This is a genomic window from Halorubrum halodurans, assembly GCF_002252985.1.
GTDB classification, from domain to species: Archaea; Halobacteriota; Halobacteria; order Halobacteriales; family Haloferacaceae; genus Halorubrum; species Halorubrum halodurans.
Genome location: NZ_NHPJ01000121.1, coordinates 1 through 22,161, shown reverse-complemented (window position 1 = coordinate 22,161; position 22,161 = coordinate 1). Strand labels below are relative to the sequence as shown.

The 22,161-nt window shown below is 67.9% G+C and carries 19 protein-coding genes; 15 read left to right on the top strand and 4 right to left on the bottom strand.

The window, feature by feature from the left end; translation table 11 throughout:
• Window positions 1-9: 9 nt before the first annotated feature.
• Together DJ70_RS13915 and DJ70_RS13910 are read right to left on the bottom strand one after the other, a co-directional pair.
• Window positions 10-1,191: a hypothetical protein gene (locus tag DJ70_RS13915; protein WP_094533999.1), complete on the bottom strand. Its 1,182-nt coding sequence runs from the start codon at window positions 1,189-1,191 to the stop codon at window positions 10-12.
• Window positions 1,192-1,347: 156 nt separating this feature from the next.
• Window positions 1,348-1,650, bottom strand: a complete 303-nt coding sequence (locus DJ70_RS13910) for a DUF7091 family protein (protein WP_094533997.1) — start codon at window positions 1,648-1,650, stop codon at window positions 1,348-1,350.
• 300 nt (window positions 1,651-1,950) lie between these two features.
• Between DJ70_RS13910 and DJ70_RS13905 the strand changes: the two genes are divergently transcribed.
• From DJ70_RS13905 to DJ70_RS13835, 15 genes are all read left to right on the top strand, one after another.
• Window positions 1,951-2,877 carry a replication factor A gene (locus tag DJ70_RS13905; protein ID WP_094533995.1) on the top strand — a complete coding sequence of 309 codons (927 nt, stop codon included), beginning with the start codon at window positions 1,951-1,953 and terminating at the stop codon, window positions 2,875-2,877.
• A gap of 1 nt (window position 2,878) precedes the next feature.
• Entirely contained in the window at window positions 2,879-3,553 is a 675-nt protein-coding gene (locus DJ70_RS13900) for an RPA family protein (protein WP_094533993.1), read from the top strand.
• Window positions 3,554-3,674: 121 nt separating this feature from the next.
• Window positions 3,675-4,079, top strand: a complete 405-nt coding sequence (locus tag DJ70_RS13895; RefSeq protein ID WP_066412396.1) for a CopG family transcriptional regulator — start codon at window positions 3,675-3,677, stop codon at window positions 4,077-4,079.
• 237 nt (window positions 4,080-4,316) lie between these two features.
• Window positions 4,317-5,420: a pyruvate dehydrogenase (acetyl-transferring) E1 component subunit alpha gene (pdhA, locus tag DJ70_RS13890; protein WP_094534039.1), complete on the top strand. Its 1,104-nt coding sequence runs from the start codon at window positions 4,317-4,319 to the stop codon at window positions 5,418-5,420.
• Window positions 5,421-6,413 carry an alpha-ketoacid dehydrogenase subunit beta gene (locus DJ70_RS13885; RefSeq protein WP_094533991.1) on the top strand — a complete coding sequence of 331 codons (993 nt, stop codon included), beginning with the start codon at window positions 5,421-5,423 and terminating at the stop codon, window positions 6,411-6,413.
• On the top strand, window positions 6,410-8,140 hold the full coding sequence (locus DJ70_RS13880; RefSeq protein ID WP_094533989.1) for a 2-oxo acid dehydrogenase subunit E2: 1,731 nt from the start codon (window positions 6,410-6,412) through the stop codon (window positions 8,138-8,140). The genes DJ70_RS13885 and DJ70_RS13880 overlap by 4 nt, the downstream gene beginning before the upstream one ends.
• Window positions 8,140-9,567: a dihydrolipoyl dehydrogenase gene (gene lpdA, locus DJ70_RS13875; RefSeq protein WP_094533987.1), complete on the top strand. Its 1,428-nt coding sequence runs from the start codon at window positions 8,140-8,142 to the stop codon at window positions 9,565-9,567. The genes DJ70_RS13880 and lpdA overlap by 1 nt, the downstream gene beginning before the upstream one ends.
• A 219-nt stretch (window positions 9,568-9,786) precedes the next feature.
• Window positions 9,787-10,113, top strand: coding sequence for a DUF5783 family protein (locus DJ70_RS13870; protein ID WP_094533985.1), 327 nt, complete (start codon window positions 9,787-9,789; stop codon window positions 10,111-10,113).
• Between the two features lie 55 nt (window positions 10,114-10,168).
• Window positions 10,169-10,543 carry a NifU family protein gene (locus tag DJ70_RS13865; RefSeq protein WP_094533983.1) on the top strand — a complete coding sequence of 125 codons (375 nt, stop codon included), beginning with the start codon at window positions 10,169-10,171 and terminating at the stop codon, window positions 10,541-10,543.
• 508 nt (window positions 10,544-11,051) lie between these two features.
• Window positions 11,052-12,101: a PhnD/SsuA/transferrin family substrate-binding protein gene (locus DJ70_RS13860; protein ID WP_094533981.1), complete on the top strand. Its 1,050-nt coding sequence runs from the start codon at window positions 11,052-11,054 to the stop codon at window positions 12,099-12,101.
• 6 nt (window positions 12,102-12,107) lie between these two features.
• Complete coding sequence (gene phnC, locus DJ70_RS13855; protein WP_094533979.1) at window positions 12,108-12,908, top strand: phosphonate ABC transporter ATP-binding protein; 801 nt, start codon at window positions 12,108-12,110, stop codon at window positions 12,906-12,908.
• Window positions 12,905-13,900 carry a phosphonate ABC transporter, permease protein PhnE gene (gene phnE / locus DJ70_RS13850; protein ID WP_094533977.1) on the top strand — a complete coding sequence of 332 codons (996 nt, stop codon included), beginning with the start codon at window positions 12,905-12,907 and terminating at the stop codon, window positions 13,898-13,900. Before phnC ends, phnE begins: the two co-directional genes overlap by 4 nt.
• A 160-nt stretch (window positions 13,901-14,060) precedes the next feature.
• The gene (locus tag DJ70_RS13845) at window positions 14,061-14,480 is read left to right on the top strand and encodes a PPC domain-containing DNA-binding protein (protein ID WP_094533975.1); all 420 of its coding nucleotides are present in this window, start codon (window positions 14,061-14,063) and stop codon (window positions 14,478-14,480) included.
• A gap of 34 nt (window positions 14,481-14,514) precedes the next feature.
• On the top strand, window positions 14,515-18,603 hold the full coding sequence (locus tag DJ70_RS13840; protein WP_094533973.1) for a DNA-directed DNA polymerase II large subunit: 4,089 nt from the start codon (window positions 14,515-14,517) through the stop codon (window positions 18,601-18,603).
• Window positions 18,604-19,256: 653 nt separating this feature from the next.
• Window positions 19,257-19,628: a winged helix-turn-helix domain-containing protein gene (locus tag DJ70_RS13835; protein WP_094533971.1), complete on the top strand. Its 372-nt coding sequence runs from the start codon at window positions 19,257-19,259 to the stop codon at window positions 19,626-19,628.
• A 176-nt stretch (window positions 19,629-19,804) separates the two neighbouring features.
• On the opposite strand, the gene DJ70_RS13830 is transcribed toward DJ70_RS13835, so the two are convergent.
• On the bottom strand, window positions 19,805-21,037 hold the full coding sequence (locus DJ70_RS13830; protein ID WP_094533969.1) for a DR2241 family protein: 1,233 nt from the start codon (window positions 21,035-21,037) through the stop codon (window positions 19,805-19,807).
• A 2-nt stretch (window positions 21,038-21,039) separates the two neighbouring features.
• Window positions 21,040-21,909 carry a CbiX/SirB N-terminal domain-containing protein gene (locus DJ70_RS13825; protein WP_094533967.1) on the bottom strand — a complete coding sequence of 290 codons (870 nt, stop codon included), beginning with the start codon at window positions 21,907-21,909 and terminating at the stop codon, window positions 21,040-21,042.
• Window positions 21,910-22,161: the final 252 nt, after the last annotated feature.

Below are 22,161 nucleotides of genomic sequence, written 5' to 3'. Positions count from 1 at the left end.
ACCGCGAGTTCAGATCACGTCCGCGAGCGGGAGGAACAACGCGACGAGCCACGCGACCACGCCGGAGACGAGGACCGGCCGGTCCCCGGCCGCGCGCCCCGCCGCCAGCAGTCCGAGCGCGACGAGGACCGCGGCGCGGTGGACGATCAGTCCGGGGGGGACGGCCACGCCGAGCGCGGCGAAGTCGAGGACGAACCCGGCGCCGAGCCCCGCCGTGACGCCGAGGAAGGCGGCGGCCGGGTCGGAACGTCTCGCCCCGAGGGCGACGAGCGCCGGAAGCCCGGCGGCGATGACGAGGTACAGCGGCGCGGCGATCGCCTTCGGCGGGACGCCCGGATACGCGAGTTCGATCGCCACCCCGGTCGTCCGCACCGCGAGGAACGCCCCCGCGAGCACGCCCCCGAGGACCGCCACCCGCGCGTGTCGGCCCGCCTCCCGGCGTAGCCGTCTCGCCGCCTCCGCGAGCGCCTCGCGCGTCCGCCGCCGGACGAGCGTCCCGGCGAGCGGGAGCAGGACCGCGATCTCGATCACGGAGAGCCAGCCGTCGCTCCGCCCGCCGTCGATCCCCCGGTACTCCCGGCGCACCTCCGCGCTGACCGGCGCGTCGATGAAGTCGTCCTCGAGCCGGACGGCCGGGTCGTCGATGCTCGAGACGGTGTGACGGAGGCGGAACCAGTCGTAGTACTCCTCGTGGACTTGTACCGCCGTGTACGCGGCGTCCGGCGACTCGTAGGCGCGGACGTGGTCGCGCGAGCCGAGATACGCGCCGTCGTGGACCTCGAAGGCGACGGTCGTCCACTCCCCGCCGTCCGCGCCCTCGAAGTAGGAGTACCGCGTGGAGCCGTCCGCGTCCCGCCACTCCCGACCGACGGCGTCGGCGACGAGGTCCCCGTCCGCCTCGCGTTCGGCGTCGTCGGTCACCTCCCACGCCGACCCTCCGTCGCCGGTGAGCGCCGCCCGGACCGTTCCGGCGTCGTCCCGGAACACGACGTTCATCGCGAGCGTGCGCCCGCTCACCGATCGGCGCCGACTCGTGTACGGCCACAGGTCGTGCTCGCCCTCGACCGCGATCAGCGACTCGGCGGAGACCCCCTCGGCCGCCGGGTCGTCCGCGGTCCCGCCGAGCGCTCCCGAGAGGACGAGCCCCCCGACGACGAGGAGCAGCACGACGGCCGCCGGCTTCCGCTGCATGGACGCGGGTGTCGCGCGGCGTCCTCATACCCTTTCCGGCCGCCGGCTGCCGCGGCGCCGACTCGACCCGCACGTCCCGACGTCACCCCGCCGCCTCGCCGTCGCCGAACTGGCCGTCACCCCGCCGCCTCGCCGTCGCCACGTCCCGGCGCGCTCTCACCACGTCTCGACGTAGCCGTCCCGCACGTCCTCGGCACACCCCTCGCAGTCGGCGTGTCCGGACTCGAAACACGCCGGTCTCCCCTCGGCGTCGACGGCGGTGGTCCGTCGTTCGGCGTACCGTCGACAAACGATCCGCGCGCGATCGTCGGCGTCGGTTGGCAGGTCGTACCGCTCCGTGCCGGCGTTCCCGCCGTCGGGATCCGATCTGCCCTCCGCGTACGCCCGCTTGGCTTCCTCGAACTGCCGCCCGGCCTTCCGGAGCTGCTGGCGGATCACCCGTTCGAGCCGGTCGTCCATGCCGCCGGTTTCGACCGCCCGAAGTATAGGTCCGTTGCCGACGGGCCTCGGCGTGGCGCCGACCCGCGCGTCCACGAGCGCGATCCGTGTGAGCGTTCCACTCGAAACGGAGCCCGCGCGTGGCTGACGCACGTCAGACGCTAGTCAGACGATCGGGCGAGGCCGGCCGCCCGTGCCCCGATCGCGGACGGTCGGCGTCGCTCGCCCGACCACTTTCGCTCCGGTCACACGTGCTTTAATACCATGAGGACCCAACCGTCGTACGCCTCCCATTGAAACACGACCGGAGGCGAGATACCCATGAGCGAACTGCGACAGGAAGCGGAAGCGATAGCGGAACAGTTCTCGGACCACCTCGATGTGGGCCCCGACGAGGTCGAAGAGCGGCTGGAGAACCTCGTCAACGAGTACCGCGTGCCGCTCGACGAGGCGCGCCGGAGCGTCACCAACAGCTACCTCGACGACGCCGGGATGGAGCGGGACGAGCTCGGCCGGGGTGGCACCGAGCGGGTCCGGGTGAACGACATCGACGAGGACGAGCAGTGGGTCGACCTGCGGGTGAAGCTCGTCGACCTGTGGGAGCCCAGAAGCGACTCCATCTCGCAGGTCGGGCTCGTCGGCGACGAGTCGGGCACGATCAAGTTCGTGGCCTTCGAGACCTCCGACCTCCCCGAGTTGGAGGAAGGGACCTCCTACGAGCTCTCGAACGTCGTCACCGACGAGTACGAGGGGAGCTACTCGGTGAAGCTCAACCGCACGACGGGGATCACGGAGATCGACGAGGAGATCGAGGTCGGCGACAACGCCGAGACCGTCGAGGGCGCCCTCGTCGACATCCAGTCCGGATCCGGGCTGATAAAGCGCTGTCCCGAGGAGGACTGTACCCGCGTCCTCCAGAACGGCCGGTGCTCCGAACACGGCCAGGTCGACGGCGAGTTCGACCTCCGCATCAAGGGCGTCCTCGACGACGGCGAGACCGTCACCGAGGTCATCTTCGACCGGGAGGCCACGGAGGAGCTCACCGGGATGGGCCTCGAGGCGGCCAAGGACATGGCGATGGACGCGCTCGACACGACCGTCGTCGCCGAGGAGATGGCCGAGGACGTGCTCGGGCGCTACTACCGCGTGACCGGACCGACGTTCGGGCGGTACGTCCTGGTCGACGAGATGGAGGAGCCCGGCGCGGTCGACGTCGAGAGCGCGCTGATCGAAGCGAGGTCGATCTGAAATGAGCCAGTCAACCCCCACCCGAGAGGTCGCCCGGCGCGTGTTCGCGAGCGAGTTCAACGACGCCGGCTACACGTTCAAGGAGTCCGACGACGAGCGCGCCCCCGTCTACCTGCTGTTGCCGACGGGCGAGTCCGCGAACCGCGTCTTCTTCGTCGGCACCCTCACCGAGAAGGAGGACGTCGGCGAGGACTCGGAGTACTGGCGGGGCCGGGTCGTCGACCCGACGGGGACGTTCTTCGTCTACGCCGGCCAGTACCAGCCCGAGGCCGCCTCGAAGCTCCGGGACCTGGAGCCGCCCGCGTACGTCGCGGTCGTCGGCAAGCCGCGGACGTACGAGACCGACGACGGGACGGTCCGCGTCTCGGTCCGCCCCGAGTCGATCACGGAGGTCGACGCGACCGTCCGCGACCGCTGGGTCGCCGAGACGGCCGAGCGGACGATCGAGCGCGTGGCCGCCTTCGACCACGAGGGCAACGAGTACGCGCGGATGGCCCGCGACGAGTACGACCTCGACCCCGAGACGTACAAGGCCGCGGCGCTGTCGGCGCTCGAGGACCTCGACGACACCGACGAGCTCGCGGACGACGCGGGCGAGGCGGACGATGCGGAAGACGTGCGGGAGACGACCGACGCGGCCGAGGAAACGGAAGCGCCCGACCCGACCGGGATCTGACGGGTCGACGCGACCGGGATCCGACGCCCTCCTCGACGTTTCGTGTTCCGGAGACGACGCGAACGGACGCCTGAGACCGTCTGACAAACGCTTAAGTGGTCCGCGCGACGATCGGCTGGTGATGGGCAACAAGAACAAGACGATCTCGTTCCGCGTCAACGAGGACGCATTCGAGACCCTCCGCGACATCGCCGAGGAGCGGGACATCTCGCTTTCGGCCGTCTTCCGGGACTACGTGGATACGCTCGTTGCCCACGACGGACAGGTCCGCGTCATCCCCGAGGCGGAGCTCGAGAGCATGGGCGACAGCGGCGAGTCGTTCCCCCCGAAGATCGAGGTTCCGAAGAGCTTCGTCCGGGAACACGAACGCCTGGAGCTCGAGGCCGACCACCTCCGCGAGCAGCTCGAGGAGCACAAACGCTACGTCAACTACCTCCGCGAGCAGCTCGAGGACGAGGACGAGGACGTGATCCAACTCGAGGACCTCGACGGCGAGCCCGACGAGCCCTCCTTCCGGCTCGGATAGACCGGACCGCCTCCGGCCGACCTCCCGCGACCCGCCCCGACCAGCCGACGCTCCCCCTGGGATGACCCGACCGCGACGACCGACGCGCGGTCCGGCGATGGGGGAACGATCGTTCCCGCGGCCGTTCCGTTGACGAACTCGCGTCGTCCCCGACGATTTCTGCCGATCTGTAACGATCGACGAAAAGGATATTACTCGGGGCTCGGACTGTACTCGCATGACGAGGTGGCTCCGACCGTGAACGTGTTCGACAGGGCGTACGACGACCCGGTTCGCGTCCTCGACGAGGACGGCACGGTCGTCGGCGACGTGCCCGACCTCGACGAGGCCGAACTCGTCGGGATCTATCGTGACATGCGGCTGGCCAGACACTTCGACGGCCGGGCGGTGAGCCTCCAACGCCAGGGGCGAATGGGGACGTACCCGCCGCTGTCGGGCCAGGAGGGCGCGCAGGTCGGATCGGCGACCGCGCTCGCCGAGACCGACTGGATCGTCCCCTCCTACCGCGAGCACGGCGCGGCGTTCGTCCACGGGCTTCCGCCGGAGCGGACGCTGCTCTACTGGATGGGCCACGGCGACGGTGCCCGCCCGCCGGACGACGTCAACGTCTTCCCGATCGCGGTGCCGATCGCCTCGCAGGTGCCGCACGCGGTGGGGGCCGCGTGGGCGTCGAAGCTCCGCGGCGAGGACGACGTCGTCGTCTGTTACTTCGGCGACGGGGCGACGAGCGAGGGGGACTTCCACGAGGCCTGTAACGTCGCGGGCGTCTTCGACACCCCGACCGTCCTCTTCTGTAACAACAACCAGTGGGCGATCTCCGTCCCGCGAGAGCGGCAGACGCGGAGCGCGACGCTGGCGGGGAAGGCGGAGGCGTACGGCTTCGACGGCGTTCAGGTCGACGGGATGGACCCGCTCGCGGTGTACGCGGTCACGGAGGCGGCCGTCGAGAAGGCGCGCGACCCGCCGGAGGATCGGCTCCGCCCGACGCTGGTCGAGGCGGTCCAGTACCGCTTCGGCGCGCACACCACCGCCGACGACCCCACCGTCTACCGCGACGACGACGAGGTCGAGCGGTGGCGGCGCAAGGACCCGATCCCGCGGCTGGAGCGGTACCTCCGCGACGAGGGGGTCCTCGACGACGACCGGGTCGACGCGATCGACGCCGAGGTCGAGGAGCGCGTCGCCGACGCCATCGAGGCGGCGGAGTCGGCCTCTCGGCCGGAGCCGCGGGCGCTGTTCGAGCACGCCTACGCCGAACTCCCGCCCGAACTGGAGGCACAGTACGCGGAGCTCACGGCGCTCCGCGAGGAGCGCGGCGACGCGGCCTTCCTGGGTGAATAAATGAGCGACACGCAGAACCTCACGCTGGTACAGGCGGTCCGGGACGGGCTCCACGGCGAGCTCCGCGCGGACGACGACGTGGTCGTGATGGGCCAGGACGTCGGGAAGAACGGCGGCGTCTTCCGCGCGACCGAGGGACTGTACGACGAGTTCGGCGGCGACCGCGTCGTCGACACGCCGCTGGCGGAGTCCGCCATCGTCGGCTGCGCGGTCGGGATGGCCGCCATGGGGATGCGGCCGGTCCCCGAGATCCAGTTCTCGGGGTTCATGTATCCCGGCTACGACCAGATCGTCTCGCACATGGCCCGGTTCCGGGCCCGCTCGCGGGGACGGTTCACGCTGCCGATGACCCTCCGGGCCCCCTACGGCGGCGGGATCCGCGCGCCCGAACACCACTCGGAGTCGAAGGAGGCCTTCTACGCCCACGAGGCGGGGTTGAAGGTCGTGATCCCCTCCACCCCGTACGACACGAAGGGGCTGCTCGCGGCGTCGATCCGCGACCCGGACCCCGTGATCTTCCTCGAGCCGAAGCTGATCTACCGGGCGTTCCGCGAGGAGGTCCCCGCGGAGCCGTACACCGTCCCGATCGGCGAGGCGGCGACCAGACGCGAGGGCGACGACGTCGCCGTCTTCACCTACGGCGCGATGACCCGACCCACCCTCGAGGCGGCCGAGACGCTCGCCGAGGAGGGGATCGACTGTGAGGTGCTCGACCTCCGGACCGTCTCGCCGCTCGACCGGGAGGCGATCGTCGACGCCTTCGAGCGGACCGGCCGCGCGGCGATCGTCCACGAGGCCCCGAGGACGGCCGGGCTCGCCGCCGAGATCGCCGCGATCCTCCAGGAGGAGGCGCTGCTGTACCAGGAGGCCCCGATCGAGCGGATCACCGGGTTCGACGTGCCGTACCCGCTGTACGCGCTCGAGGACTACTACCTCCCGAGCGCGACGCGTATCGAGGAGGGTATCAAGGAGGCCGCGGAGTTCGAGCCATGACGATCGAGGAGTTCAGGCTGCCGGACGTCGGTGAAGGGGTCGCCGAGGGCGAGCTGGTCTCGTGGCTGGTCGCGCCGGGCGACCGCGTCGAGGAGGACCAACCCGTCGCCGAGGTCGAGACAGACAAGGCGCTCGTCGAGGTGCCCTCCAGCTACGACGGCGTCGTCGAGGAGCTGTTCGTCGAGGAGGGCGATATCGTCCCCGTCGGCGACGTCATCATCTCGTTCCGCGTCGGCGAGGAGGACGGAACCCCGGCGGACGCGGGAGCCGACGGCGCGGAGCCGACCGACGCGGGGGCCGACGACGCGGAGCCGACCGACGCGGGAGCCGACGGCGCGGAGCCGACCGACGCGGGGGCCGACGACGCGGATCCCACCGACTCGGCGCCGGCCGCCGACGGGAGCGACGAACCGGGTTCCCCGTCGGGTCGCACGTTCGCCCCGCCGTCGGTCCGTCGGCTGGCGCGCGAACTGGGCGTCGACCTCGCGGCCGTCGACGGGAGCGGCCCCGGCGGGCGGATCGCCGAGCGCGACGTCCGCGAGCATGCCGACTCCGGCAGTCCCGCGGACGACGGAGACGGCGAGGACGCCGCGATCGGCCCGAAGCCGGTCGACATCGGGTCCGGCGACCGGACGTCGGCGGTGAGCAGGCGCGACTCCGCGGCGGGGACGGACGCGACGACCGCGTCGGGATCGGGTGCGAGTCCCGAGCGCGCCGGCCGCGATCGGACGCTCGCGACGCCGGCGACCCGGAAGCTGGCGAGCGACCTGGGCGTCGACCTCGACGACGTGCCCACCGACGAGACGCGCGAGGGCGAGGCGTTCGTCGCGGCGGAGCACGTCCAGGCGTACGCCGAGGCGAGCGCGCGGCCGGACGCCGAGGCCGCGCCGCCCGCCGGCGAGGCCGAACCGGGCGTGGAAACGGAGCCGACGCCGGCCGACCCGGCGACCGACGCGCCGACGTCGACCGCGACCACGGCATCGATCGACGCCGACGCCGACGACGGGACGGCCGACGGATCGGGAGCGACGATCCCGTACCGGGGCGTCCGGCGGACGATCGGGAAGCGCATGGCGCAGTCGAAGTTCACGGCCCCGCACGTCACGCACCACGACACCGCCGAGGTCGACGCGCTCGTGTCGGCCCGCGAGCGGTTGAAACCGCGGGCGGCCGAGGAGGAAACGAAACTCACCTACCTGCCGTTCGTGATGAAGGCGGTCCTCGCCGGGTTGCGGGAGTACCCGATCCTCAACAGCGAGCTCCGCGAGGAGGCCGAGGAGATCCTCCTGAAAGGAGAGTACCACTTCGGCGTCGCGGTGGCGACCGACTCGGGGCTGATGGTCCCGGTGGTCGAGGACGTCGACGAGAAGGGGCTCTTCGAGCTGGCCGCCGAGGTGAGCGACCTCGCGTCGCGTGCGCGCGACCGGTCGCTCGCGCCGGCAGAGCTCCGCGGCAGCACGTTCACGCTCACCAACTTCGGCGCGGTCGGCGGCGAGTACGCGACGCCGATCATCAACTATCCGGAGACCGCCGTCCTGGGGCTCGGCGCGATCGAGAAACGGCCCGTCGTGCGGGAGTCCGAGGACGGAGCGGAGGTCGTTCCGGCCTCGACGCTGCCGCTGTCGCTGTCGATCGACCACCGAGTCGTCGACGGCGCGGTCGCCGCCGAGTTCGCGAACGTCGTGATGGACCACCTTGAAGAGCCGCTGCTGCTGTTGAACGAGTGATGGTGGTCGGAGACATCTCGACGGGAACGGAGGTACTTGTCATCGGCGCGGGACCCGGCGGCTACGTCGCCGCCATCCGCGCCGCACAGCGGGGGCTCGACACGACGCTGGTCGAGAAGGACGCCTACGGCGGGGCGTGTCTCAACCGGGGCTGTATCCCCTCGAAGGCGCTCATCACGGCGAGCGGGCTCGCCCACGAGGCTGGCACCGCCGAGGAGATGGGGATCCACGCCGACCCGGCCGTCGACCTCGCACGCATGATCGAGTGGAAGGAGGAGGTCGTCGACCGGCTCACGGGCGGCGTCGAGAAGCTGTGTAAGGCCAACGGCGTGAACCTGGTCGAGGGGACCGCGCGGTTCGCCGACGACCACACGGTCCGCGTCGCCCACGGCGGCGACGGGCAGGGCTCCGAGTCGATCGAGTTCGAGCACGCGATCGTCGCCACCGGCTCCCGGCCGGTCGAGATCCCCGGCTTCTCGTTCGCCGACGAACACGTCTGGAACGCCGCTGACGCGCTCGACGCCGACGCCGTCCCCGACCGTCTCGTCGTCGTCGGCGGGGGCTACATCGGGATGGAGCTCGCGACCGTCTACGCGAAGCTCGGTGCCGAGGTCACGGTCGTCGAGATGCTCGAGGACGTCCTCGACCCCTACGAGGACGACGTGAAACGCGTCGTTCGAAAGCGTGCCGAGGAGCTCGGGATCGCGTTCAGCTTCGGCGAGGGCGCGACCGGCTGGTCGGAGGGCGGCGACGGCGGCTATCTCGTCCACACGGAGACCGAGGCCGGCGAGGAGTCGACGTACCCCGCCGACAGAGTGCTCGTCGCGGTCGGCCGCGAGCCCGTCACTGGCGGGCTCGACCTCGAGAACGCGGGCGTCGAGACCGACGATCGCGGGTTCATCGAGACGGACGACCGGACCCGGAGCGCGGTCGAACACGTCCACGCCGTCGGCGACGTCGCGGGCGAGCCGATGCTCGCACACGTCGCCTCCACGGAGGGGATCGTCGCCGCCGAGACGATCGCCGGCGAGCCGGCCGCGCTCGACCAGCGGGCGATCCCCGCCGCCGTCTTCACCGACCCCGAGATCGGAACGGTCGGGATGACCGAGGCCGACGCCGAGGATGCCGGCTTCGACGTCGCGGTCGGCGAGATGCCCTTCCGCGCCTCCGGGCGCGCGCTGACGACCGGGCACTCCGACGGCTTCGTCCGGATCGTCGCCGACGCGGACGAGGGGTTCGTCCTCGGCGCGCAGATCGTCGGTCCGGAGGCCTCGGAGCTGATCGCGGAGGTCGGGCTCGCGATCGAGCTCGGCGCGACCCTGGAGGACGTCGCCGCGACGGTCCACACCCACCCGACGCTCTCGGAGGCCGTGATGGAGGCCGCCGAGAACGCGCAGGGCCAGGCGATCCACACGCTGAATCGGTAGACCGCGTTTTCACTCGGATCCTCCGTTTCCACCCGACGCCGCGAGCGTCGCGAGCGTAGCCTCACACGGCTCATTTCTCTTTTCATATCGCGATATACGATATACGAACGGACAGGATCCGGAACCTCCCGGATCGGCGTACGCCGGCGGGTCGGTCGATCGCGTCGCCGGTTCCGGCGGATCGACCGGCTTTTTCCCCGGCAGCCCCTCGCTCCCGCCATGGCCGACGAGTTCGACCCCGAGAAGTTCGAGGAGAAGTACGTCCACTACTTCCCCGAGCTCCAGCGGGCGTACAAGAACGCGTTCAACCAGATGAACGAGCGCTACGACTCGGAGCTGATCCACGGGATCGACCAGATGGTGCTCAACGAGTCCGAGCCGGCGTACGAGGACGGCGAGTTCCGCGTGGAACTCCCCGAGAACCCCCGCGACCGGCTCCAGGGCGTACTCGTCGACGACGAGAAGTTCGAGGCGACGCTCGAGGAGTACGTCGACCGGATCGAGGCGGAGCTGTACCGCACGCTCGGCGTCGATCCCCCCGAATAGCCGGGAGATCCCCCCGAACCAAAGGCATAAGCCGGCCGACCGCCAACTCGTGGACATGAGCACGGATACGAGCGACGCGGACAACGACCTCCGCGAGCGGATCACGAACTTCCTGCGGCGGAACTTCCCACAGATCCAGATGCACGGCGGGAGCGCCGCGATCAGCCACCTCGACCGCGAGAGCGGCGAGGTCCAGATCCAGCTCGGCGGGGCGTGTTCGGGCTGTGGCATCTCGCCGATGACGATCCAGGCGATCAAGTCCCGCATGGTGAAGGAGATCCCCGAGATCGAGACCGTTCACGCCGACACGGGCATGAGCGCGGGCGCCGACGGCGACCTCGGCGGTACGGGCGGCGGCGGCATGTCCCCGTCGTTCCCCGGCGAGACGACCGACGGCGACGACGACGAAGGGCCGCAGGCCCCGTTCTGACCGGTTCTTCTCTCTACTTCCCGCGGCGAAGCCGATCAGCGGCAGCTCTCGCCTGATCGCTCGCTCGACGCCGAGCCGTCCGCGCGAGCTGATAAATCGTATATCGCGATATCAAAGTGTAGTCTTGAAGTTGAGATGCGCCGATGAAGCGAGCGGCCGAATGGCGGGAGCGACTCGGGGAGGTCGCGTCCGAGTCGGGTCCGCGGGACCGTCGGGATATCGGACTTCAGCCCGTCACGCGAGTTTCGTACGGGGTGTCGAATCGCATGTCGGCCGAGCAGCGTGTCGGTGATCGCGATGCGTCGAGAGACCGTTCGCCGAGAATCGGGCGTCTGAGACGTCATGAGACGCCGAGCAGGATTCGTCCGAGAACGCGTTCGACCAGGGAGTACGTAGATGGAGATCTACTATATATCAGTATTTTACTGTAATCTGCGACGAAACGGCACGTAGCCCTAATTATACCAATTATAAGCTCTTTTTCGGGAATCCTCCCGAGCGGCATGTGATGCCAGATAAGGCACGCCGTCGCGTACTACAGAGTACTGGGGCAGCACTGACCGCGGGTCTTGCGGGCTGTAGCTCGGGCGATGCTGGTGACGGTTCCAACGGCGGTTCTGATGACGGTTCCGACGGTGGTTCTGATGACGGCTCCGGTGGTCAGTCCGGCTCAACCGACGGGTCGTCGGACGACTATGAACCGGTCACGTTCCTGGAGACACCCGGTGAGACTCCGGGTGACACTGAAGAGATGTGGGAGCCGTTCTCGGAGTACGTCGATTCGCAGGTTGACGAGCTGGACTTGAACGTCGAGTTCGCCGATAGCACCTCGGGGATCGGCCAGTCGCTCATCAACGACCAAGCCGAGATGACGCGCAGCGACATCGTGTTGCTCGCGAACCCCGAGGAGATCGACGTCGTCGGCATCGTCAACGAGGGCGGTGCGTCGGTGTACTTCTCCGGAATCGCGACGCGTCCGGACTCCGATATCGAGGAGCTTTCAGATCTCGAGGGGGAGAGCATCGTGTTCGCTGACCGTCTCTCGACGAGCGGGTCGCTGTATCCCAATTACATGCTCGACCAAGCCGGACTCGACACCGGGGAGGCCCCATATGGCGACCCGGTGGACTACGACGGGACGTGGACGAGCGGCCAGGCCGGCGCGATAGAGAACTTCCTTAACAGGGACGAGTTCGCCGCTGTCGGCTGTGACATCGCCGTTCTGTTGGAGTACATCTCGGAAGACCAGTGGCCGGACCGGGTGCGCGAACGGTCCGGGCGGTGGGACGACGACGTCGGGTCGAGTTCGACGGAGCTGGAACTGGTCCAGGCGTCGCAGTCGCTCCCCCTCTCACCGATCATCGCGCGAAGCAGCTGGGAACACCCGCTGCGCTCCGACATCGAGGAGGCGATCCTCTCGATCGACGAGGGGACGCTACGGGAGCCGGACGGAGACGTAGACAACCCGATCAGTGCGGTCTCGCCGGGGAGCAACGAGGACTACCAGCCCATTCTCGACGTGATCAACACGCTCGGCGTTGATCTGGGGGACTTATAGCAGTATATGGTCCTCCGCGTACAGGATTTGACCAAAGAGTACGGGGACACGACGGCCCTGTCAAACGTCTCCTTCGAAGTCCCCGACGGGAGCTTTGCCGTCGTGCTCGGCGAGTCCGGGGCTGGTAAGTCGACGCTGTTGCGGATCCTCAACGGGTTGACCGAACCCACCTCGGGGAGCGTGTATCTCGACGGTCAGGAGGTCACCAACTCGCGGTCGGACGTCGGAATGGTCTTTCAACAGCACAACCTCGTCGATGAGCTGAGTGCCTACGACAACGCTCTGACCGGGACGTTCAATCGAACCGGATTCCTTCGGAGTCTGCTCAATTCACAGCCTACCGAGGATCGAGAACTCGCATTAGAGGCACTAAGCACGGTCGGGTTGCTCGACGAGGCGGATCAAAAGGTCAGTCACATGAGCGGAGGTCAGCAACAACGCGTCGGGATCGCACGCGCGTTGGTTCAGCGGCCCACGCTCCTCCTCGCCGACGAACCCGTCGCCAGTCTGGACCCTGCCAGTGCCGAAACCGTAATGGCGTACTTTCGTGAGACCGTAAAGAAACGCGACCTCACGACGCTGGCGAGCCTCCATCAGGTCAATATCGCCAGGGAGTTCGGCGAGCAGTTCATCGGCATGAAGAACGGCGAGGTGATGTTCGTCGGCTCGCGCTCGGAACTCACACCCTCGATTCTCGAGGAGATCTACGGTGAGATCCAGACGGAAGAGCTCCGCGAAGGGACCGAGGCTGCCGGCGTGAACGGATCGATACAGAACGAAGCCGCCGAGATGAGAACTGAACGATGAGTACTGATCGCGATCGCCTCGTCGAGAGGCTGCTTCGACGGTTCGTCGGTGATACTCGAGAGGAATCAGCCATCAGACAACGGCACAGCGAGTTGAAGCGTGCCCGACTGATACGTCGGCTGTCCCAGTCAGCGCTACTGGCCGGCATCGCGGTGCTGCTGTACGTCTCATTGAACGCGGCCGGGTTCTGGAGGACGGAGTGGATGGAGTACTGGCCTCAGTTCGTCGAGGCACTCGCGCAGTATTTCCCGCCGGAGGTGTATTTCGGCGTGATTCCCTTCGTCGATCTCGCTCGCTACTACCGGTTCATGAACGAAGCTGGGCTGGTAGGAGAGGCCGGCATCACGCTGGCGATCGCGCTTGCGGGTACGATCATGGGTGCCCCACTGGCACTGCTGTTCGGTATCCTCGGAAACGAGCGCGTCACCCCGTTCCCACTCAACTTCCTCTTCCGAGGTGTAATGAGTATCATTCGCTCGATCCCGGCGCTCGTCTGGGCGCTGATATACATCCCCTTGGGCGGTATCACTCCGGTAACTGCGACCCTCGCTCTCGGTACGGACACTATCGGAGAGTTGGGCCGACTGCTCACTGACGAACTCGAGGAGGTCGATGACGGACCCATCGAAGGAATCAGAAGCACCGGCGCAGGCAAGGCACAGATAATCACGTTCGGGATGATCCCCCAGATGGTCCGCCCGTTCATTGCGTGGGCGATGTTCGTTCTGGAGAACAACGTCCGGTCCGCGGTCAGTCTCGGCATCATCGGAGCGGGTGGCCTCGGAGTGACGCTGACGATCGAGCAACAAACATTCAATTTCACGAACATGATGGCGACGATCCTGTTCATCGTGGTACTCGTCATCTCCGTCGAGATGATCAGCCAGCGAACGCGCTCCTACCTCCGTGAGAGCGACGACGTCGAACAGCTGAGCTTCTATCAGCTAGTTGTGGGCTTCCCGAAACGGATGTCAGACTCGCTGCTCAAGTAGACGATCGAGGCCACGCCGCTCCTGACCCTCTCGGGGTGATGCGGCGTTTCCGGCTCGACGGTCACACAAGTATTGACACGGCCAGTCTCGACTGCTGCCGGTCGCGGCCGATCCCCGCTCGACTGAAGCCTTTTTGTCCCGTGGCCCGTCACCGGTTCCTATGCAGTACCGCGAAGTCGAACTGACGGCGGAGTACGTCGCGCGGTTCGAGACGGGAGCCGACTGGCGTGAGGAGATCGAGGACCTCGCTCGCGAGGAGGACGTCGACGCCGGGTGGTTCTCGGCACTGGGCGCGGTCCAGGACGCGGAGGTCTGGTTCTACGACCAGGAGGAGACGGAGTACCGGTCGGTGACCTTCGACGAGCCGCTCGAGGTCGCCGCCTGCGTCGGCAACGTCGCGCTTCTGGAGGGGGACGTGTTCGCGCACACCCACGCCGTGTTGTCGCGGCCGAGCGGACAGGCGCTCGCCGGCCACCTCGACTCGGCGACCGTCTGGGCGGGGGAGTGCCACCTCCGAGCGTTCGCGGAGCCGCTCGAGCGCGAACACGATCCGGTCACCGACCTGGACCTATGGCTCTGAGAGCGGGACCCGTGGCTCCGCCCCGGCGGCCGCGATGAGAGCCGACGACGAGCGCTACTTCGCGCGGCTCGAGGAGCGGCTCGACGAGGCGTTCGAGGTGGCGGGGACGGCGAAGGCGCAGGGGAAGGACCCCAAGCCGGAGATCGAGATCCCGGTCGCCCGCGACATGGCCGACCGCGTCGAGAACATCCTCGGGATCGACGGGGTCGCGGAGCGCGTCCGCGAGCTGGAGGGCGAGATGTCCCGCGAGGAGGCGGCCCTCGAGCTCGTCACGGACTTCGTCGAGGGCACCGTCGGCGACTACGACTCCCGCGCCGGCAAGATCGAGGGGGCGGTCCGGACCGCCGTCGCCCTGCTCACCGAGGGGGTGGTCGCCGCGCCGATCGAGGGGATCGACCGCGTCGAGCTGTTGGAGAACGACGACGGCACCGAGTTCATCAACGTCTACTACGCGGGACCGATCCGCTCCGCGGGCGGGACCGCACAGGCGCTGTCGGTGCTGGTGGCCGACTACGCGCGGGCGCTTCTGGGGATCGACGAGTACCACGCTCGAACCGAGGAGGTCGAGCGGTACGCCGAGGAGATCGCCCTCTACGACCGCGAGACCGGGCTCCAGTACACGCCGAAGGACGAGGAGGCGAAGTTCATCGCGGAGAACATCCCCATCATGCTCGACGGGGAGGCCACCGGCGACGAGGAGGTCTCCGGCTTCCGCGACCTCGAACGGGTCGACACCAACTCCGCGCGCGGCGGGATGTGTCTCGTCGCCGCGGAGGGGATCGCGCTCAAGGCCCCGAAGATCCAGCGGTACACCCGCGACCTGGAAGAGGTCGACTGGCCGTGGCTCCAGGACCTCATCGACGGGACGATCGGGAAGGACGGCGGCGACGGCGAGGAGGAAGGCGGCGGGGACGACGCCGGGGAGGGCGACGGCGGGGACGACGGAACGACCGACGGCAACGCCGACGAAGCGAGCGGCGACGACGCCGCCGACCCCGCCGGGCCGCCCCGTCCGAAGCCCTCACGGAAGTTCCTGCGGGACCTCATCGCCGGGCGACCGGTGTTCACACACCCCTCGGAGGCCGGGGGCTTCCGGCTCCGGTACGGCCGCGCGCGAAACCACGGGTTCGCGACCGCGGGCGTCCACCCGGCGACGATGCACCTCGTGGACGACTTCCTCGCGACCGGCACGCAGATCAAGACCGAGCGGCCGGGGAAGGCCGCGGGCGTCGTCCCCGTCGACTCCATCGAGGGGCCGACGGTGAAGCTCGCGAACGGCGAGGTCCGCCGGATCGACGACCCCGAGGAGGCGCTCGCGGTCCGCAACGGCGTGGAGGAGATCCTCGATCTCGGCGAGTACCTCGTCAACTACGGGGAGTTCGTCGAGAACAACCACCCGCTCGCGCCCGCGTCGTACGTCTACGAGTGGTGGGTCCAGGAGTTCGCGGCCGCGGGCGCGGACGTCCAGGCGCTCGCGGACGATCCCAACGTCGACCTCGAACGCCCGGAGCCCGGAGCGGCGCTCGAGTGGGCGGAGGCGTACGACTGCCCGCTCCACCCCGCCTACACCTACCTCTGGCACGACGTGTCGGTCGCCGACGTCGAGGCGCTCGCGGAGGCGGTCGCCGGCGGCGAGGTCGTCGAGGGCGTGCTGGCGATCGAACACACAGAGCGGGTCGCGCGCGCGCTCGAGACCCTGCTCGTCGAGCACGCCGCCACGCCCGACGCGCTCCGGATCCCGACGTGGCGGCCGCTCGCGCGCTCGCTCGGGGTCGACGACGGGCTGCGAAAGGAGTGGACCCCGGAGGACCTCCCGCGGGAGGCCCGCGAGTGGGACGGCGGCGACGACGCGGTGAAGGCGGTCAACGCGGTCGCGCCCTTCGCGGTCCGCGAGCGCGCGCCGGTCCGGATCGGCAACCGGATGGGCCGCCCGGAGAAGTCGGAGAGCCGCGACCTCTCCCCGGCGGTCCACACGCTGTTCCCGATCAACGAGGCCGGCGGCCCCCAGCGCGACGTGGCGGAGGCGGCCCGGACGATGGACGACCGCGGGCGACGCGGCCACCTGGAACTCGAGGTCGCCGACCGGGCGTGTCCCGACTGCGGCACCCACACCTACCGGTCGGCGTGTCCCGACTGCGGCACCCACACCGAGCCCCACTACGAGTGCGGCGACTGCGGCACCGTCTGTGAGCCCGACGAGGCCGGCCGCGTCGAGTGTCCGCGCTGTGAGTGGGAGGTGACCGCCGCGACCCGTCAGGAGGTCGACCTCAACGACGCCTACCGCTCGGCGCTGGAGTCCGTCGGTGAGCGGGAGTCCGCCTTCGAGATACTGAAGGGGGTCCAGGGGCTCACCTCGACGAACAAGACGCCCGAACCCATCGAGAAGGGGATCCTCCGCGCGAAGAACGGCGTCACCTCGTTCAAGGACGGGACGGTCCGGTACGACATGACCGACCTCCCGGTCACGTCGGTCCGGCCCGAGGAGCTCGACGTCACGGCCGACCACTTCCGGGAGCTGGGCTACGAGACCGACATCGACGGCGACCCGCTCCGTCACGACGACCAGCTCGTCGAGCTCAAGGTCCAGGACGTGGTGCTCTCGGACGGCGCGGCCGAACACATGCTGCGGACCGCCGACTTCGTCGACGACCTCCTCGAGCAGTTCTACGACCTGCCTCGCTTCTACGAGGTCAACGAGCGCGACGACCTCGTCGGCGAGCTCGTGTTCGGGATGGCTCCCCACACGAGCGCCGCTACCGTCGGACGGGTGATCGGTTTTACCTCGGCCGCGGTCGGATACGCTCATCCGTACTTTCATGCCGCGAAGCGTCGGAACTGCTTCCACCCGGCGACGACGATCGCGTACCTAGAGGAGGGTGAACGTCGAGAGATATCGATCGAGGCGTTCGTCGAATCGCGGCTCGGTGATCCCGAGACAGACGACTTCGGAACGCTGGTTCAGGAACTCGACGGCGACGTTCGGGTCCCGTCGATCGACGAGCGCGGAAACGGGACGACGAGGTCGGTGACCGCCGTCTCCAAGCACCCGAGTCAGGACCACTTCGTGCGGATCCGCACGCGTTCCGGACGGACGATCCGCGTCACGCCGGATCACACCATGCTCCGAGTCGCCGACGGCGAGATCCGTCGGACGCCCGCCCGTGAACTGGCGGTCGGCGACCGCGTCCCCGCAGCGCACTCCGGGGAACGCGAGCAGTCGACCGACGCTTCGGCGGCCAGCGCGGACGGAGGAGTCGATGTCGACGAGATCGTCGAAGCGGAACTCGTCGAGAGCGGCGTCGAGTACACCTACAATATCACGGTTTCCGACACTCACAGACTCTCTGCAAACGAATTGTGGGTAGAGCAATGTGACGGCGACGAGGATTGCGTGATGCTCCTCATGGACGGTCTTCTCAACTTCTCGAAGACGTTTCTGCCGAACCAGCGCGGCGGGAAGATGGACGCGCCGCTCGTGATGTCCTCGCGGATCGACCCCTCGGAGATCGACGACGAGGCGCACAACATGGATATCGTGCGGCGGTACCCGCTGGAGTTTTACGAGGCGACCCGCGAGATGGCGGATCCGGAGGTGGTCGAGGACCGGATCAAGCTCGGCGAGGACACGCTCGGCACCGACGACGAGTACCGCGGGTTCGACCACACCCACGACACGACGGACATCGCGATGGGGCCGGATCTGTCGGCGTACAAGACGCTCGGCGACATGATGGAGAAGATGAACGCCCAGCTCGAACTCGCCCGGAAGCTTCGCGCTGTCGACGAGACGGACGTGGCGGAGCGGGTCATCGAGTACCACTTCCTGCCGGACATCATCGGGAACCTCCGGGCCTTCTCGCGCCAGGAGACGCGGTGTCTCGACTGCGGCGAGAAGTACCGGCGGATGCCCCTCTCGGGCGACTGTCGCGAGTGCGGCGGCCGGGTGAACCTCACCGTCCACGAGGGATCCGTGAGCAAGTACGTCGACACCGCCATCGAGGTGGCGGAGCGGTTCGACTGCCGGCCCTACACCAAACAGCGACTGTACGTGCTCGAGGACGCCCTGGAGTCGATCTTCGAGGACGACACGAACAAGCAGTCGGGCATCGCGGACTTCATGTGAGCGGCCACCATTGCTGGTTGGTTATAGATTAATCCAACTCTGTTGAAATTGTTAGGGAGATAAATATTTTCTTTTTCCTTACGATCTGTACAGCCTAAGCAACGATCGATCTCCGGAGCGGTGGCGCGCCTCCGAGCGCCCAAGGGGCGCGAGGAGCCCGCGAGGGACGCCGCGACCGGAGGGAGCGGCGAGGCTGGGGAGGCGTGAGGTGCGGGGCTGTGCGGAGCGGGGAGGGACTCAAAGGGGCAGCCGCGAGGACGAAGCACGGCGACGTAAGCACCGCAGCGAAGGATCGAGTGAAACGAGCGACTGAGCGAGGAGCACAGCGAGCCGCGCGAGTTCTCGTGGCTGGGGCTTTGGAAGAGTTCACCGCTCCAGCAACGATCCCGTTCTGCCCACCTCGATCTCCGTCGAAGCACCCGTTCGATAGGCGTTCTTCATGAATTCGCTGTTTCAGAAGCGTTTGTGTCCGAAAAATGGAATTTCAACAGAGTCACGAATCGAGGTCTATTGAAAGCTCCTCAAGAGTAACCGGCGGCATGTGCGTGTCCAAGTTTACGACTTTAAATACAAATACGAATTCCTGTTTCGGGAATTTGATGAGAACATGACTATCAAAAAGAATTAAAATGTTGGGATGTGTTGACACGACCATGTCAGGCAGTCAAAAAACAGAATTACAACGAGATATACTACTGGCGTGGTACCAGAATCCGAATGCAACAAACAAGCAGATCGCCGAAGCTTGTGATTGTAGTGCTTCATACGTTAGTACCGTCAAAAATCGGTTTGACGACTACAACGAATTTGAAGCTATGATGGATCGGCAGGATAGAGAAATGGAACAAATGTTTGGAGAAGACATCTTTGGAGGCAATACAGTAAGTGGAGGCTCTTCGGACCAACCCGGTCTAGCTCAGCAATGGGAAGAGATACCAAACAATGCGCCCGGCCTGATCATCAAAGCCATTGTGTTGATTGCACTGCTATATGCCGCATTTCAATTCATAATGGTTTTAGTGTGAAATTCAGATCCGAATCTTGATGGAAATATTTTTGATTTGAGATCTCGTTTCTAGCGACCTCAGCGATAACCATGAGTATAGTAAAAGAATTCAAGCGAAACGGATGATCCGGCATCGCGGACTTCACGTGGGGCCGCCGCTGCGATCCCAGAGCACTCGTCGCTCTCCGGAATCCCCTACTCGGCGTCGTCCGGGTCAGTCGGCACGCCGCCGAGGTTCCCGTCCTCGTCGAACAGCTTCGCGCGGAGGAACCGCGTTCGGTAGCGGTTCGCGCCCTCCTTCGTGTCGGCCTCGCGGATCTCGTCGATCCGGCCGTCCGCGACCGCGTCGACGATCGCCTCGAGCTGTTCCTTCTCGCTCGGGGTGAGCTCGAACTCGTAGGTCCGCGGCTGCTCGCTCTCCAGACGGGTCCACTTGCGGGCGGCGCTCACGACGACCGAGCACGGCTCCCGGCAGGGGAAGACGCCGTCGCCGCCGTCGACGTCGAGGTCGGTGTCGTCGTCGTACTCCCACTCCCGACGTTTCAGACACTGCGAGTCGTCACAGCACGCCTCGGCGACCCAGTTCACGTGTTCGTGGCCCTCGCCGCGGTCCCACGTCTTGACCACGCCGTAGATGCCCGACTGCCGCTCCATCGTCCCGCGCCAGTGGTTCACGTCGAGTTCGCCCTCGCGCTCGCGGTGCCAGTTGGCGATCGTGGCCGGATAGATCGTCTCGACCGTCTCGTAGACCGCCTTCGGCCCCAGATCGGGGAAGACCCACCCGGTCCGCAGCGTGGGCGCGGTCTTGAGCGGCCGGTACCGTCCCGTCCCGTCCAGCTTCACGATCTCGCGGGCGTCGAGCGGGTCGTCGTGGGCGGTCAGCTCCTCGCGGGGGACGCCCGCGTCCGCCGCGTGACGCACCTCGTACCGGCGCTCGCCGCGGTCGGTGATCGTGGCCGCGATCCGGAGCTGGCCCCACGCGCGCTCGATCCCTGCCGCGAGCGCGGCGTATCGGGCCTCCACCGTCGCGCCGTCGGCGTCTTCGATCCACCGCAGGAACGCCCGCCGGGGGCCGAACTCGCCGACGACGCGCTCGAAGACGTACCAGTCGGTGACGGCGGCGGCGCGGTCGACGAGCGCGGCGTGGAGGTCGCGCTCGCTCAGCCCCGTCCGGGCGTCGTCGCCGGCGGGGTCGAGGACGTAGGCGGCGTCGCCGGCGTCGCCGGCGTCCTCGTCCTCGGCGTCCCGCCCGACCGCGAACCCCTCGAATCGAAGCCGCTCGTCGGGCGCGATCTCGGAGAGCGCCGAGAGCACCGCGTCGAACGCGTCGCTCGGGAGGTCGATCTCGGGGACCGTGAGGTCGTCGTCGGTCGTCGCCGCTCCGTCGTCGCCGGCCGCGGGAGCGGCGTCGGGGGTCGGGTCAGCCACGGTCAGTCCCCCGCGGCGACGCGGGTGGTCTCACGCACGGCCGCGAGCGCGTCGCCGAGGTCCGCGCCGGCGTCGGCGGCGCGCTCCAAGATCACGTCGGCCATCAGGGGTTCGGTGCCCACCGCGCCCGCGTACCAGATCCGGGTGCCGCCGACCGTCTCCGGCACGTCGTACCCCTCCGTGTGGTCCTCACAGAGTCCCACGTCCTCCGGGATGTCCTCCTGGGTGTGGTAGCCGTCGGCGATGAACAGCGGGACGAGGACGACGTCGTCGCTCTCGAAGTGCTCGGGGAGGTCGTCGACCTCGGGCTCCTCGTCCATGTACAGCGCCTTCACCTCGTCGAAGCGGCCGCGCTCCGCGATCCGGTCGGCGTGGTACTCGATCGCCTTCGCCGAGTTCTCGTTGCGCTCGGTGCCGTGCCCGACGACCGCCAGGCCGAACCCCTCGCCCACGTCGGGGTCGCCGGTGACCGACTCCGCGCGGCGCTCGATCACGTCCGTCATCGCGCGGTGGGTGCCGACGGGGCCGCAGTAGTGGACCTCGCGGCCGACGTCCTCGGCGACGAGCGTGGCCTGGTCCGCGGAGAGGCCGTCTGAGTCCCACTCGGAGACGTCCCAGCCCTCCAGGCGGAGCTCGCGGGGGATCACCTGTTCGGTGAAGTAGCCCTCGGAGACGAACAGCGGGACGACGTACACCTCGTCGCCCTCGACGGTGCGGAGCACCTCCCGGAAGTGCGGTTCCTCCTTCCAGAAGCCGGTCTTCACCTCGTCGAACGCGCCGGACGCGCGGATCGTGTCGGCGTGGTCGTACGTCGGCGCGCTCGATTCCGGGTTGAGGTGGGAGCCGTGCGCGACGATGACGAGCGACTGCATACCCGATCTGGGGGCGCGCCGCTCTTAGGGACTTCGGAGGCCGCGGACGCGCGGGAACGGGCCCGATCGGACCAGCTCTGTTGAAATCCTCTACAAGAGATAGTCTTGATTCGGTTGTGATCAATACAGCCGAAGGAGTGAGCGATCGCCGGGGCGGTGGCGCGCCTGCGAGCGCCCGACAGTGCGCGAGCAGCACGCGAGGGACGCGGCGAGCGGTGAAACCGCGAGCCGCGAGGTTGGGGAGGTGTGAGG

Bases quoted from the DNA above. Each gene is read 5' to 3' on its own strand.
- DJ70_RS13915 (WP_094533999.1), bottom strand. From the start codon at position 1,191: ATGCAGCGGAAGCCGGCGGCCGTCGTGCTGCTCCTCGTCGTCGGGGGG.
- DJ70_RS13910 (WP_094533997.1), bottom strand. From the start codon at position 1,650: ATGGACGACCGGCTCGAACGGGTGATCCGCCAGCAGCTCCGGAAGGCC.
- DJ70_RS13905 (WP_094533995.1), top strand. From the start codon at position 1,951: ATGAGCGAACTGCGACAGGAAGCGGAAGCGATAGCGGAACAGTTCTCG.
- DJ70_RS13900 (WP_094533993.1), top strand. From the start codon at position 2,879: ATGAGCCAGTCAACCCCCACCCGAGAGGTCGCCCGGCGCGTGTTCGCG.
- DJ70_RS13895 (WP_066412396.1), top strand. From the start codon at position 3,675: ATGGGCAACAAGAACAAGACGATCTCGTTCCGCGTCAACGAGGACGCA.
- DJ70_RS13885 (WP_094533991.1), top strand. From the start codon at position 5,421: ATGAGCGACACGCAGAACCTCACGCTGGTACAGGCGGTCCGGGACGGG.
- DJ70_RS13880 (WP_094533989.1), top strand. From the start codon at position 6,410: ATGACGATCGAGGAGTTCAGGCTGCCGGACGTCGGTGAAGGGGTCGCC.
- lpdA (WP_094533987.1), top strand. From the start codon at position 8,140: ATGGTGGTCGGAGACATCTCGACGGGAACGGAGGTACTTGTCATCGGC.
- DJ70_RS13870 (WP_094533985.1), top strand. From the start codon at position 9,787: ATGGCCGACGAGTTCGACCCCGAGAAGTTCGAGGAGAAGTACGTCCAC.
- DJ70_RS13865 (WP_094533983.1), top strand. From the start codon at position 10,169: ATGAGCACGGATACGAGCGACGCGGACAACGACCTCCGCGAGCGGATC.
- DJ70_RS13860 (WP_094533981.1), top strand. From the start codon at position 11,052: ATGCCAGATAAGGCACGCCGTCGCGTACTACAGAGTACTGGGGCAGCA.
- phnC (WP_094533979.1), top strand. From the start codon at position 12,108: ATGGTCCTCCGCGTACAGGATTTGACCAAAGAGTACGGGGACACGACG.
- phnE (WP_094533977.1), top strand. From the start codon at position 12,905: ATGAGTACTGATCGCGATCGCCTCGTCGAGAGGCTGCTTCGACGGTTC.
- DJ70_RS13845 (WP_094533975.1), top strand. From the start codon at position 14,061: ATGCAGTACCGCGAAGTCGAACTGACGGCGGAGTACGTCGCGCGGTTC.
- DJ70_RS13840 (WP_094533973.1), top strand. From the start codon at position 14,515: ATGAGAGCCGACGACGAGCGCTACTTCGCGCGGCTCGAGGAGCGGCTC.
- DJ70_RS13835 (WP_094533971.1), top strand. From the start codon at position 19,257: ATGTCAGGCAGTCAAAAAACAGAATTACAACGAGATATACTACTGGCG.
- DJ70_RS13825 (WP_094533967.1), bottom strand. From the start codon at position 21,909: ATGCAGTCGCTCGTCATCGTCGCGCACGGCTCCCACCTCAACCCGGAA.